The organism is Pseudomonas sp. ASL4 (assembly GCF_056680395.1).
Map to the genome: position 1 here is coordinate 7,161,452 of NZ_CM155280.1, position 12,813 is coordinate 7,174,264.

The following is a 12,813-nucleotide window of genomic DNA, read 5'->3' on the forward strand; positions in this document are numbered from 1 at the left end:
AGATGACGATTAAATTGAAATTGGAACTGGCCTCGGGCCAATCACTGAAGGGTGCACCGTTGGAGTTGTTGTCCAAGGGTCTGCCGATTGCACGGGCGGTGGTGGATGCTCAGGGGCAGGTAGTTTTTGATGCCAAGCCTGGGACGGCTGAATTGGCGGTGCGGGTGGATCGGGGGATTTTGAAGGCTGGCTGAGGGCATTGCGTAACGGCATCTGGCCTCTTCGCGAGCAAGCCCGCTCCCACAATGGATCTTCGGTGAACACACTATTTGTGAACGCCGCAGATCAAATGTGGGAGCGGGCTTGCTCGCGAAAGCGGTCTGTCAGGCGACAAACCTTCTGACCTGAAAACCTACCCCCGCTGCGCCTCAGCCTCTTCATGCGCATGGCGCAGCCGCTCGCGACTATTGGTCAAATGCAAACGCATCGCGGCCCGCGCCGCATCGGAATCCTGACGGGCGATCGCGTCGTAAATCTCTTCGTGTTCACGGCTCAGGCGACTCATGTAGTGCTGTTGGTCGTCATGGGCCAGGCGCGCAGAATTCAGGCGCGTGCGTGGAATGATGCTGGTGCCCAGGTGGGTCATGATGTCGGTGAAGTAGCGGTTGCCGGTGGACAGGGCGATTTGCAGGTGGAACTGGAAGTCCGAGGCTACGGCATCGCTGGCGTGAGAAGCACTTTCGTTGAGGGCGTCCAACGCTGCTCTCATCAGACCAAGCTGCTCGGCGCTGCGGCGTTGCGCGGCGAGGCCGGCGGACTCCACTTCCAGGCTGATACGCAGTTCCAGAATGGCCAGCACATCACGCAAGGTGACGACGGTGGCCGGGTCAATACGGAAACCGCTCGGGCTCGGGGTGTCGAGCACGAAGGTGCCGATGCCGTGACGGGTTTCAACCTGCCCGGCGGCCTGCAAACGGGAAATCGCTTCGCGCACCACGGTGCGGCTGACGCCATGGGCATCCATGATCGCCGACTCGGTGGGCAACTTGTCGCCACGCTTGAGCTGACCGTCGCGGATCTGCTCGGACAGCACCGTCACCAGTTCCTGAGCGAGGCTGCGGCGCTTGCGAGGGAGGCGAGGTGCGTCGATCGGGTTTTCCATGGTGAACGTCTGTCTCGAAAAATTCGGCTGAAAGCGCATCATAGCGCAAGCGGGTTGTACGATCACCAACACCCCCTGTAGGAGCGAGCTGTGGCGAGGGGGCTTGTCGGAATGCCCCCTCGCCACAAAAGCGCGCCCCATCAGGGGATTTGTGGTGGTCAGGCGGTTACGGCTTGATCCACCAAATGCCCATTGTCGATACGAATGTGCCGTGGGTGGAAACGTTTCAGGCTGCTGCGATGACCGACGCTGACAATGCTCAGCCCTGGCAACTCATCGATCAACGCCTGATACAGCGACGCTTCGTCCTCTTCATCCATCGCCGACGTGGCTTCATCCATGTAGAGCCATTGCGGTGCATAGAGCAGCGCACGGGCAAAGGCCAATCGTTGCTGCTCACCCGGCGACAACATGCGTTGCCAGTGATTGGCTTCATCCAGACGCGACACAAGGTGCGGCAAACGGCAGGTTTCCAACACTTCCACATAACGCTCAGGCGCATACGTGTCGCCGGGCTGTGGATAACTCAACGCTTCGCGCAAGGTGCCAATCGGCAGATATGGCTTCTGCGGCAAGAACAGGTAACGCGCCGCCGGTAGTCGAATGTTGCCGTGACCCGCTGGCCACAAATGCCCCATCGCCCGCAGCAAGGTGGATTTGCCGCTGCCGGAACGACCGCTGAGCATGACGCGTTCGCCCTCCTCCACGGTCATATTGCCACTGGTCAGCAAGTGGCGACCGTCGGCTAGATCGAGGCCCAGGTTATGGATTTTCAAGTCCGAGCCCTGGTTTTGAACATCGATGGCTGGCTCGCGCTCTTCGTTATCGGCCATGGCCTGACGGAAACTCAGGAGACGATCACAGGTGGCGCGCCACGAGGCGAGGTCCGAGTACGCGCTGATAAACCAGCTGAAACTCTCCTGCACGTTGCCGAACGCCGAGCTGATTTGCATCAGTTCACCGAGTTCGATCTTGCCGGCGAAGTAACGCGGCGCAGCGACCATGAACGGGAAGATGATCGCGATCTGGCTGTAACCGGAGGTGAAGAACGTCAGACGCTTGGACACCTTCATGATGTCCCAGAAGTTGTGCCAGACCATCCCGAAGCGGTTGCTCAGGCGACGGTTCTCGTTGGGTTCGCCGTTGTACAGCGCGATGCTTTCAGCGTTCTCGCGCACCCGCACCATGGAGAAACGCAGGTCAGCTTCGAAGCGTTGTTGTTGGTTGTTCAGGCCGATCAAGCGACGACCGATCAAGTGCGTCAGCCAACTGCCGACCGCCGCGTACACCAGCACGCACCAGAACATGTAGCCGGGAATCTCATAGCCGAACACCTCGATGCTGCCCGAGACACCCCACAAAATGATCGAGAACGACACTAGGCTGACGACGTTGCGGATCAGCCCAAGGCCCAGGCTCAGGGTGTTGGAGGTGAAGTTGTTAAGGTCTTCGGAAATCCGCTGGTCCGGGTTATCGGTATAACCACCCTGCTCCAACTGATAGTAATTTTTGTCGCCAAGCCAACGGTCGAAGTATTTCTCGGTGAGCCAGGCCCGCCAGCGGATGGTCAGCATCTGCGTCAGGTACAGCCGATACACCGCGCCGACAATCGCCACGGCGGCAATCACGCAGAAATACAGAATCAACTTCCAGAACGCCGCCTCGTCTTTCTTTTGCAGGGCGTTGTAGAAATCCTTGTACCAGGTGTTGAACCACACCGAGATGCCGACGCTGATCAGCGACAGCGCGATCACAGCGATCAGCAACGTCCAGGCCTTGCCCTTCTCTTCGCTGAACCAATACGGCGTGGTCATCGCCCAGACTTTGCGGAAAAACTGCCCGCGCACAGCATCATTGACCGCGGAATATTCAGCGTTCTGATTCATGGATAAGGCTCGATAGAGAAAAGAACACGCACGAACCGATCATAGATGATCGGTTCGGTTTGTCGCGAGGCGTGGCCTGCATTCGTTCAGCGCAGGTTCAGCGACGAACAGGGCGCTTCTGCAGTTTGCGCTGCAGAGTGCGACGGTGCATCCCCAAGGCGCGGGCAGTGGCGGAGATGTTGCCTTCGTGCTCGGTCAACACCCGCTGGATGTGCTCCCACTGCAGGCGATCCACGGACATCGGGTTTTCCGGCACCAGGGTGTCGAGGTCGGCGTGCTCCGACAGCAGCGCGGCCAGCACGTCATCGGCGTCGGCCGGTTTGCACAGGTAATTGCAGGCGCCGCGCTTGATAGCCTCGACGGCGGTGGCGATGCTCGAGTAACCGGTGAGGATCACCACGCGCATTTCCGGATCGAGTTCGAGCAGTTTTGGCAGCAGCACCAGGCCCGAATCGCCGTCCATTTTCAGGTCGAGCGCGGCGTAATCCGGCAGGTCGGCCTGGGCGATGGTCAGGCCTTCTTCGGCGGAACCGGCGGTGCTGACGCGAAAACCACGGCGGGCCATGGCGCGGGCCATCACGCGGGTGAACGTGGCGTCATCGTCTACCAACAGCAAATGCGGCAGTTCTTCGCCTTCTACTTGGATCTCGTCACTCATGTTCGTCTCCTCGGGCGACACGGGGCAGGCGCAGCTCGGTAAGCGTGCCACCTTCCTCATGACTGTAGAGTTTCACTGAGCCGCCGGCGCGTGTCACGCTGGCCTTGCTCAAAAACAGGCCCAGGCCGAAACCTTTGCCCTTAGTGGTAAAGAACGGTTTGCCGATCTGTTCGGCAATGGCCAGCGGCACACCGGCGCCGTGGTCGCGAATGCTGATGGTCAAGTCCTCGGCATTCCAGTCCAGCGTCACTTGCAGCCCTTCGGGGCAAGCGTCGGCGGCGTTGTTCAACAAATTCAGCAGTGCCTGGGTCAGGTCTGGCGGCGGCGCCATGCGTGGCACCGCGCCCTGGCCCAGACGCTGGAAGCGGTAACTGGCTTCCGGACGCATCAGGTGCCAGCGGTTCAGCGCCTCGTCGAGCCAGTCGGTGACGTCCTGCATCTCTACCGCCAAGCGGCGATTGGCTTCAGCGGCGCGCACCAGTTGCTGCAAGGTCTCCTTGCAGAGTTTGACCTGATCCTGCAGCACCTTCAGGTCATCCTGCAACAGCGGGTCTGGATGATCCTGCTGCATCTCTTTGAGCAGCACGCTCATGGTTGCCAGCGGCGTGCCCAGTTCATGGGCGGCACCGGCAGCCTGAGTCGCGACGGCCAGCAATTGCTGATCGCGCAGGCCTTCTTCGCGGCGGATCGCGCGCAATTCTTCCTGACGGCGCAGCTCTTCGGCCATACGCGCGGCGAAGAACGTGATCACCGCAGCAGCGAGGGCGAAACTCAGCCACATCCCGTAGACCTGAAGGCTTTCCCGGGCAATCGGAAAGGTTTGCAGCGGGTAAAACCGCGCCAGCAGCAGGGTGTACATGGTCAGGGCGATGCCCGACAGGATCACCGAAAAACGCCATGGCAACGTCACGGCGGCGATGGTCAGCGGCACCAGGTAATAAGAGACGAACGGATTGGTCGAACCGCCGGAGAAATACAGCAAGGCACTGTGGATAAACAGATCGCAGGCCAGTTGCACGGCGTATTCGAGTTCGGTCACCGGCCACGAAGTGCGCAAGCGGATGGCCGTGAAGGCACACAGCAGCATCGAGCACGCGAGGGTCATTGCCAGTTGAAACCAGGGCAACGGCAGCAAATCGAACCAGTAGGCCAGCCCCACGGAACCGGCCTGAGCGGCCAATACCAAAGTGCGGATGAACGTCAGCCGCCAGAGATTCTGGCGAGTCGCGGAAGTGAGTTGAACGGGGGCGAGCATGAGCTCTCCTGATGAGCGCTCCAGGCGGATCGCAGGGAGTATAACCAAGCGCGGGGGCTGGCAGGCAAAAGTGCGGCAAACCGCCACAGTTACCCACGATCCATCTGTGATGAATAACTCCTGTGGCGAGGGAGCTTGCTCCCGCTCAGCTGCGCAGCAGACGCAAATCGGCTGACTCGGTTTGACGGTTAAATCGCGGTGACTGGTTTTGGGCCTGCTTCGCAGTCCAGCGGGAGCAAGCTCCCTCGCCACACAAGCTTTTCACCACCGAGTTGATTCATCTGTATAGAAGTTGTAACTGGGCGAACCGGATCATAAAAGCTAGAGTCTGATGGTTTCACGCAGGCTCGGACCTTAACCCCTGCGCCCCTTCAAGGAGCTTTCCATGCACACACTTCGCCGCAGCGCCGCCCTCCTCGCCCTCAGCGTTGGCACCGTCGCCAGCCTCCCGGCCCTGGCCGCCGACGAATTGCATTACAACCAGATCTCCCTGCGCGCCGAAGTCAGTCAGGAAGTGGCCCGCGACCTGATGATCGTGACCCTCTACACCGAAGATCAAAACACCGACCCGGCCAAACTCGCCGCCGACGTCAGCACCACCATGAACAAGGCACTGGCCCAGGCCAAGCAAGTCAAAGACATCACCCTGCGCCAGGGCAGCCGCAACAGCTACCCGATCTACGACACCAAAGGCCAGAAAATCACCGGCTGGCGTGAACGCGCCGAACTGCGCCTGGAAAGCTCCGACTTCGCCGCCCTGTCGAAACTGACCGGCGAACTGCTGACCGACCTGAAAATGGGCGGCATGGACTTCGCCATCGCCACGCCAACCCGCAAAGCCAGCGAAGACGCGCTGCTTAAAGAAGCCGTCACCGCATTCAAGGCCCGAGCGCAACTGGCCACCGATGCGTTGGGCGGCAAGGGCTACAAAATCGTTAACCTGAATTTGAACAGCAACGGCTATCCACAACCCTTCATGCGCGCGCCGATGATGATGAAAGCGGCAGCAGGCATGGACTCGGCACCGGTAACGCCGGATGTTGAAGCCGGCACCAGCCAGGTCAGCATGACGGCGGATGGGTCGATTGAAGTGTTGATGACGCCTTGAGGCGATAGGCCCGGACACACAAACGGCGATCACTGGAGTGATCGCCGTTTTTATTGCCTGGGGAAAGTCAGGGTAGGTCTGTCTGATGATTTTGTGGTGATCGATCTACCGCCTTCGCGAGCAAGCCCGCTCCCACGTGGCTCATGGGCGCTCAAAAATGCTGTGTCTGCCATAAATCAACTGTAGGAGCGGGCTTGCTCGCGAAGAACGATGACGCGGTCTTATGCCAAGTCGACGACGCTATCCAATACTCGGGAAAGCCTGACGGCATCTACCGCTTCTTGAGTGAGGGTCATCACCGTCATGGTACTGACCAAAATCCTGCTGACGATCTCCGCTCTCGGACCTTGCCTCCACTCCGAACTTGAATAAAAAACCTCTTGAGATGCCAGCCGATGGCCCTCGTTTTCGTAGGAACGAATCAAGTGATAGCTGTCATCGTCATGTAATGAGCAGCCGTAAGAAACAACATCCATGCCCGCCCTCAAGTGCAGCGGAACGCTTATTTCGTGCATTACCCGATGGAAATCCAATCCTGACCCTGGCTTCAAGGTGTACATCAGGACTTCAACAATTCGAGTCATTCCAAATCTTCCCTATGGGATTCCAATTCCTGAAACACGGACAAGCTCGCACATCGCTGATCGTTGGCGTGAACAAATAATGCGTTCACACCGATCCAATGTGGGAGCGATCTACCACAATGATCCGTATAGAACCGGGAGAGACAGGTCGGCTGTCAGGCCGCCTTCGCGGGCAAGCCATGCACCTACAAAATCAAAAGTAGACCGGCATACACCGCCCCGCTCTTCACCACTCATTAGGCCGAGCGTTAGCTCGCCTGCTCTTGATCTTGATCTTGCTCTGCCCGCCCCTTCGGGAGGCTGAGTGGAGGTGTTCATCTGGGGGTTAGGCGCGTAGCGCCGTGCGGCGAAGCCGCACACATCGAGAGGAGGTCGAAGCGAAGCCGACCGGAGGCGATGCCCCCAGATGAATACCGGAGCGAAGGAACGCCGAGCCTAAGCGAGGGGCCGGACGCTCGGGGCGAGACCTTTTGGTTCCTTTTGGGGCGTTTGCCAAAAGGGACTCGCCGTAAGGGATAAACCCTAAGCGGCCGTTACCGCAGGAATGGATATGTACTCGGTCAACAGAAAACAGGTCGGCTATCAGGCCGCCTTCGCAGGCAAGCCAGCCCCCACAGTTTTAACCGAGCACATCCGAAGGAAAACGGCCAACTATGCCCAGACAGAGGGGTCCCCCTCAAAAAACGATATTTCCGCGCGCCCGGTCAACAAAGCTACTCTCAGGAATACACCGCTACCCAAATCCCCCGGGGACTCCATGGAAAGAACCACCGTCAAACCTCTCCTGCTCGCAATCGCCCTAGCCACCACCGCTCCCTTCGCCCAAGCCGCCACAACATTGGTCTACTGCTCCGAAGCCAGCCCCGCCGGCTTCGACCCCAGCCAATACACCAGCGGCACCGACTTCGATGCCTCGGCGGAAACCGTCTTCAACCGCCTCACCCAATTCAAACGCGGCGGCACCGAAGTCGAGCCTGGCCTGGCGACCAGTTGGGACGTGAGCAAGGACGGCCTCAGCTACACCTTCCACCTGCGCGACGGCGTGAAGTTTCATACCACCGACTACTTCACCCCAACCCGGGATTTCAACGCCGACGACGTGTTGTTCACCTTCCAGCGTCTGCTCGATCCGGAGAATGCGTTCCGCAAGGCCTACCCCGCCGAGTCGCCGTATTTCACCGACATGGACCTGAACAAAACGATCAAGAGCGTCGACAAGATCGACGAGCACACCGTGCGCTTCAGCCTGAACAACACCGACGCCGCCTTCATCCAGAACCTGGCCATGAGCTTCGCCTCGGTCCAGTCCGCCGAGTACGGCGCGCAGCTATTAAAGGAAGGCAAAGCCGCGGACATCAACCAGAAGCCGGTCGGCACTGGCCCGTTCGTGTTCAAGCGTTATCAGAAGGACTCGCAGATCCGCTACGTCGGCAACAAGGCGTACTGGAAACCTGAGGACGTGAAGATCGACAACCTGGTGTTCTCGATCACCCCGGACGCCGCCGTACGCTTGCAGAAGCTCAAGACCGGCGAGTGTCAGGTCAGCGGCTACCCGCGCCCGGCCGATATCGAGGTGATGGAGAAAGACCCGAACCTGACGGTGCTGAAGCAGGCCGGATTCAACCTCGGCTTCCTGGCCTACAACGTGACGCATCCGCCACTGGATCAGCTCAAGGTCCGCCAGGCCCTGGACATGGCCATCGACAAACCGGCGATCATCAAAGCCGTGTACCAGAGTGCCGGCCAACTCGCGCAAAACGCCCTGCCACCGGCGCAATGGTCGTATGACCCGACCATCAAGGACGCGCCCTACGACCCGACCAAAGCCAAGGCGCTACTGAAAGAAGCAGGGGTTGCACCCGGTACGACGATCAATTTGTGGGCGATGACCGTGCAGCGCGCCTCCAACCCGAATGCGCGGATGTCGGCGCAGATGATCCAGCAGGATTGGGAGAAGGTCGGGATCAAGGCCAATATCGTCAGCTATGAGTGGGGCGAGTACATCAAACGCGCCAAGAACGGCGAGCATGACGCGATGATCTACGGCTGGACCGGCGACAACGGTGCCCCGGATAACTGGCTCGGCGTGCTCTACAGCTGCGCTGCGGTGAAAGGTAGCAACTACGCCAAGTGGTGTGATCCGGCGTACGACAAACTGGTTCAGCAAGCCAAGGTTTCAACCGATCGTGACGAACGGGTCAAGCTCTACCAACAGGCGCAGAAAATCCTTAAGCAACAGGTGCCTATCACACCGATCGCCAACTCGACGGTGTTCCAGCCTTTGCGCAAGGAAGTTACCGACTTCAAGATCAGTCCTTTTGGCCTCACACCCTTCTATGGCGTGGGTATAAATAAGTAACACCGCGCGCCAACCGGGTGCGCCAGGCGCCCCGGTTGCCCCCTTGTGGGGCGCCATTTGCACCGTAAAAAACGTGCGCAAACGGTCAAATGCGTCAAAATTTATACATATGCGACATTAAGGTACGTTCGTGCCACTGTTTAAGACTTGTGGCCGCTCTGGATCTTGCAATGGGTATGGCCCCTGCATAAGTATCCGCAGGCACGACTCACGAGGTCGTCCTCTAATTCCAAAAATGACAACAAATCATGAGGCCACCATGCTTAAACACGCGGTCATTCCGTTTTTAGTCGGCGCAAGCTTGTTAGCTAGCGCACCTTTCGCCCAAGCGGCGACTAACCTGGTGTTTTGCTCCGAAGGGAGCCCGGCCGGTTTTGATCCTGGTCAGTACACCACCGGAACCGACTTCGACGCCTCTGCAGAAACCATGTTCAACCGCCTGACCCAGTTCGAGCGCGGCGGCACCGCCGTGATTCCTGGTTTGGCGACCAGTTGGGATATTTCCCCGGACGTGAAGGAATACACTTTTCACCTGCGTGAAGGTGTGAAGTTCCATACCACTCCGTATTTCACCCCGACTCGCAACTTCAACGCTGATGACGTGCTGTTCACCTTTAATCGCATGATTAACAAGGATGATCCGTTCCGCAAAGCGTACCCGACCGAATTCCCATACTTCACCGACATGGGGATGGACACCAACATCGCCAAGATCGAGAAGGTCGACGATCACACGGTCAAGTTTGTCCTGAACACCGTTGACGCTGCGTTCATCCAGAACATGGCGATGAGCTTCGCTTCCATCCAGTCCGCCGAGTACGCTGCCAAGCTGCTCAAGGAAGGCAAGGCAGCCGACATCAACCAGAAGCCAATCGGCACTGGCCCGTTCGTGTTCAAGAGCTACCAGAAAGACTCCAACATCCGCTACACCGGGAACAAGGACTACTGGAAGCCTGAAGACGTGAAGATCGACAACCTGATCTTCGCTATCACCACCGACCCGTCGGTACGTATTCAGAAGCTGAAGAAAAACGAATGCCAGGTCACTCTTTTCCCGCGTCCAGCCGACCTCAAGGCACTGGGTGAAGACAAAGAGCTGAAACTGCCAAACCAGGCCGGTTTCAACCTGGGCTACATCGCCTACAACGTGATGCCTGTTCTGAAGGGCCAAACCACTCCAAACCCATTGGCCGACCTCAAGGTCCGTCAGGCGCTGGACATGGCCGTCAACAAGCCTCAGATCATCGACTCGGTTTACCAGGGCGCCGGCCAACTGGCCGTCAACGCCATGCCTCCGACCCAGTGGTCCTACGACACCACCATCAAAGATGCCAAGTACGACCCTGAGAAAGCCAAAGAGCTGCTCAAGGAAGCTGGCGTCAAGGAAGGCACCCAGATCACTCTGTGGGCCATGCCGGTTCAGCGGCCATACAACCCGAACGCCAAACTGATGGCTGAAATGCTGCAGTCCGACTGGAAGAAAATCGGCCTGAACGTGAACATCGTCAGCTACGAATGGGGCGAGTACATCAAGCGTTCCAAAGGTGGCGAAAACCAGGCGATGATCATCGGCTGGAGCGGTGACAATGGGGACCCGGACAACTGGCTCGGCACCCTGTTCGGCTGCGACGCGCTGAACGGCAACAACTTCTCCAAATGGTGCGACAAGCCGTACGACGCTCTGATCAAAGAAGCCAAGGCTACGCCTGATCAGGCCAAGCGCATCGAGCTGTACAAGCAAGCACAACACATCCTCAAAGATGCAGTTCCAATGACACCTATCGCACACTCGACGGTGTATCAACCCATGCGCGCCAACGTGCAGGACTTCAAGATCAGCCCATTCGGCTTGAACTCCTTCTACGGCGTCAGCGTCAGCAAATAAGGTTTGGCAACGGCGACGTTTATGACGTCGCCGTTGCTTTATCTGCCGGGAAAGTAGGAATTCTCTGACAGCCAAATCCACTGCGTACCACAGCAGAGGTTTAGGACGTGTCGGCTTTTCCTACGCGTTTTTCAGGCCTTTCCGCATTTACTGCCAGACCCGCGGCTCATACCGTCGGGATCTGACCAGTGCATGCGTGGGCTCTCGGTTTGCTGCGCGCAATGGTTTGAACTCAATGCAGCCCCCACGTCCCTGGACGGGACGGAGGCTCATTGTTAAACACTAATAAAGAGGGAGCGTTATGCGCCATACCTTGGTTTTATCCGCATTGCTGGGCACCGGCCTGTTGGCCGCCACTTCCATCAGCCAGGCCGCCAACAACAGCCTGGTATTCTGCTCAGAAGGCAGCCCCGCCGGTTTCGACACGGCGCAGTACACCACTGCGACCGACAACGACGCCGCCGAGCCGCTGTATAACCGACTGGCAGAGTTTGAAAAAGGCGCCACCAACGTCGTTCCTGGCCTGGCAACCCGCTGGGATATTTCCGAAGACGGCCTCACGTACACCTTCCACCTGCGCGAAGGGGTGAAGTTCCATACCACGCCTTACTTCACGCCAACCCGTGATTTCAATGCCGATGACGTGCTGTTCACGTTTAATCGCATGCTCGACCCGCAACAACCTTTCCGTAAGGCTTATCCGACTGAGTTCCCGTATTTCAACGGGATGAGCCTGAACAAGAACATCGCCAAGGTCGAGAAGACCGGGCCGCTGACCGTGGTCATGACGCTCAACAGCGTGGACGCCGCGTTCATCCAGAACATCGCCATGAGCTTCGCCGCCATCCTGTCGGCCGAATACGCCGACAAACTGCTGGCGGTTGGCAAACCAAGCGATATTAATCAGAAGCCGATCGGCACCGGGCCGTTCGTGTTCAAGAGTTACCAGAAAGACTCCAACATCCGTTACACCGGCAACAAGCAGTACTGGGACCCGAGCCGGGTCAAGCTCGACAACCTGATTTTCGCCATCAACACCGACGCGTCGGTGCGGGTGCAGAAGCTCAAGGCCAACGAATGCCAGATCACTCTGCACCCGCGCCCGGCCGATGTAACAGCACTCAAGAACGACCCGAAACTCCAGCTCATCGAGAAGCCTGGCTTCAACCTCGGCTACATCGCCTACAACGTGCGCCACAAACCGTTCGACCAGCTCGAAGTGCGTCAGGCGCTGGACATGGCGGTGAACAAAAAAAGCATTTTGAACGCCGTGTACCAGGGCGCCGGGCAGTTGGCGGTCAACGCCATGCCGCCGACCCAGTGGTCCTACGACGAAACCATTAAAGATGCTGCCTACGATCCGGAAAAAGCCAGAGAGTTGCTCAAGGCTGCCGGCGTCAAGGAAGGCACCGAAATCACCCTCTGGGCCATGCCGGTCCAGCGCCCCTACAACCCCAACGCCAAGTTGATGGCCGAAATGCTCCAGGCTGACTGGGCGAAAATCGGCCTCAAAGTGAAGATCGTCAGCTACGAATGGGGCGAGTACATCAAGCGCACCAAGAATGGCGAGCACGACATCAGCCTAATCGGCTGGACCGGTGACAACGGGGACCCGGACAACTGGCTCGGCACGCTGTACAGCTGCGACGCCATTGGCGGCAACAACTACTCCATGTGGTGTGATCCGGCTTACGACAAGCTGGTCAAGCAGGCCAAGGTCGTCACTGATCGGGACCAGCGCACCGTGCTGTACAAACAGGCGCAGCAATTGCTCAAGCAGCAAGTGCCGATCACGCCTATCGCTCACTCGACGGTCAACCAGCCGTTAAGCGCCAAAATAGAAGGGTTCAAGGTGAGCCCGTTTGGTCGCAACGTGTTCTCGGGTGTCAGCATCGATCAATAACCGATAAGCCAAAAACGCTGGGGGCGGATTTCGCCCTCACGCAAGCGTATTGCCGTAATTCGCCAATTGGGCC

Annotated in this window: 10 protein-coding genes; 5 read left to right on the forward strand and 5 right to left on the reverse strand. The window is 58.5% G+C overall.

All coding sequences use genetic code 11. The features are described from left to right. Positions 1-2: 2 nt before the first annotated feature. Positions 3-194: a hypothetical protein gene (locus AC1MEW_RS32830; RefSeq protein WP_201256151.1), complete on the forward strand. Its 192-nt coding sequence runs from the start codon at positions 3-5 to the stop codon at positions 192-194. A gap of 158 nt (positions 195-352) precedes the next feature. On the opposite strand, the gene AC1MEW_RS32835 is transcribed toward AC1MEW_RS32830, so the two are convergent. From AC1MEW_RS32835 to AC1MEW_RS32850, 4 genes are all read right to left on the reverse strand, one after another. After that, positions 353-1,102, reverse strand: a complete 750-nt coding sequence (locus AC1MEW_RS32835) for a FadR/GntR family transcriptional regulator (RefSeq protein WP_201256152.1) — start codon at positions 1,100-1,102, stop codon at positions 353-355. A 158-nt stretch (positions 1,103-1,260) separates the two neighbouring features. Beyond that, positions 1,261-2,988 carry an ABC transporter ATP-binding protein/permease gene (locus AC1MEW_RS32840; RefSeq protein WP_480424937.1) on the reverse strand — a complete coding sequence of 576 codons (1,728 nt, stop codon included), beginning with the start codon at positions 2,986-2,988 and terminating at the stop codon, positions 1,261-1,263. 97 nt (positions 2,989-3,085) lie between these two features. Next, complete coding sequence (locus AC1MEW_RS32845) at positions 3,086-3,646, reverse strand: response regulator transcription factor (RefSeq protein WP_007942792.1); 561 nt, start codon at positions 3,644-3,646, stop codon at positions 3,086-3,088. Further along, positions 3,639-4,901, reverse strand: a complete 1,263-nt coding sequence (locus AC1MEW_RS32850) for an ATP-binding protein (RefSeq protein ID WP_201200533.1) — start codon at positions 4,899-4,901, stop codon at positions 3,639-3,641. Before AC1MEW_RS32850 ends, AC1MEW_RS32845 begins: the two co-directional genes overlap by 8 nt. Positions 4,902-5,286: 385 nt before the next feature. On the opposite strand from AC1MEW_RS32850, the gene AC1MEW_RS32855 reads away from it, so the two are divergent. After that, entirely contained in the window at positions 5,287-6,009 is a 723-nt protein-coding gene (locus tag AC1MEW_RS32855; RefSeq protein ID WP_201195849.1) for an SIMPL domain-containing protein, read from the forward strand. A gap of 221 nt (positions 6,010-6,230) precedes the next feature. Here AC1MEW_RS32855 and AC1MEW_RS32860 read toward each other — a convergent pair whose 3' ends face one another. Continuing rightward, positions 6,231-6,593, reverse strand: coding sequence for an NIPSNAP family protein (locus tag AC1MEW_RS32860; RefSeq protein WP_480424940.1), 363 nt, complete (start codon positions 6,591-6,593; stop codon positions 6,231-6,233). A gap of 757 nt (positions 6,594-7,350) precedes the next feature. Here AC1MEW_RS32860 and AC1MEW_RS32865 point away from each other — a divergent pair. From AC1MEW_RS32865 to AC1MEW_RS32875, 3 genes are all read left to right on the forward strand, one after another. After that, a complete protein-coding gene (locus tag AC1MEW_RS32865) occupies positions 7,351-8,952 on the forward strand; it encodes an ABC transporter substrate-binding protein (RefSeq protein WP_480424941.1) in 1,602 nt (533 codons plus the stop codon). Positions 8,953-9,211: 259 nt separating this feature from the next. Continuing rightward, on the forward strand, positions 9,212-10,837 hold the full coding sequence (locus AC1MEW_RS32870) for an ABC transporter substrate-binding protein (protein WP_201256155.1): 1,626 nt from the start codon (positions 9,212-9,214) through the stop codon (positions 10,835-10,837). Between the two features lie 301 nt (positions 10,838-11,138). Next, complete coding sequence (locus tag AC1MEW_RS32875) at positions 11,139-12,740, forward strand: ABC transporter substrate-binding protein (protein WP_201200525.1); 1,602 nt, start codon at positions 11,139-11,141, stop codon at positions 12,738-12,740. Positions 12,741-12,813: the final 73 nt, after the last annotated feature.

Excerpts from the sequence above, each read along its gene's own strand:
- AC1MEW_RS32830 (WP_201256151.1), top strand. The coding sequence starts at position 3 with ATGACGATTAAATTGAAATTGGAACTGGCCTCGGGCCAATCACTGAAG.
- AC1MEW_RS32835 (WP_201256152.1), bottom strand. The coding sequence starts at position 1,102 with ATGGAAAACCCGATCGACGCACCTCGCCTCCCTCGCAAGCGCCGCAGC.
- AC1MEW_RS32840 (WP_480424937.1), bottom strand. The coding sequence starts at position 2,988 with ATGAATCAGAACGCTGAATATTCCGCGGTCAATGATGCTGTGCGCGGG.
- AC1MEW_RS32845 (WP_007942792.1), bottom strand. The coding sequence starts at position 3,646 with ATGAGTGACGAGATCCAAGTAGAAGGCGAAGAACTGCCGCATTTGCTG.
- AC1MEW_RS32850 (WP_201200533.1), bottom strand. The coding sequence starts at position 4,901 with ATGCTCGCCCCCGTTCAACTCACTTCCGCGACTCGCCAGAATCTCTGG.
- AC1MEW_RS32855 (WP_201195849.1), top strand. The coding sequence starts at position 5,287 with ATGCACACACTTCGCCGCAGCGCCGCCCTCCTCGCCCTCAGCGTTGGC.
- AC1MEW_RS32860 (WP_480424940.1), bottom strand. The coding sequence starts at position 6,593 with ATGACTCGAATTGTTGAAGTCCTGATGTACACCTTGAAGCCAGGGTCA.
- AC1MEW_RS32865 (WP_480424941.1), top strand. The coding sequence starts at position 7,351 with ATGGAAAGAACCACCGTCAAACCTCTCCTGCTCGCAATCGCCCTAGCC.
- AC1MEW_RS32870 (WP_201256155.1), top strand. The coding sequence starts at position 9,212 with ATGCTTAAACACGCGGTCATTCCGTTTTTAGTCGGCGCAAGCTTGTTA.
- AC1MEW_RS32875 (WP_201200525.1), top strand. The coding sequence starts at position 11,139 with ATGCGCCATACCTTGGTTTTATCCGCATTGCTGGGCACCGGCCTGTTG.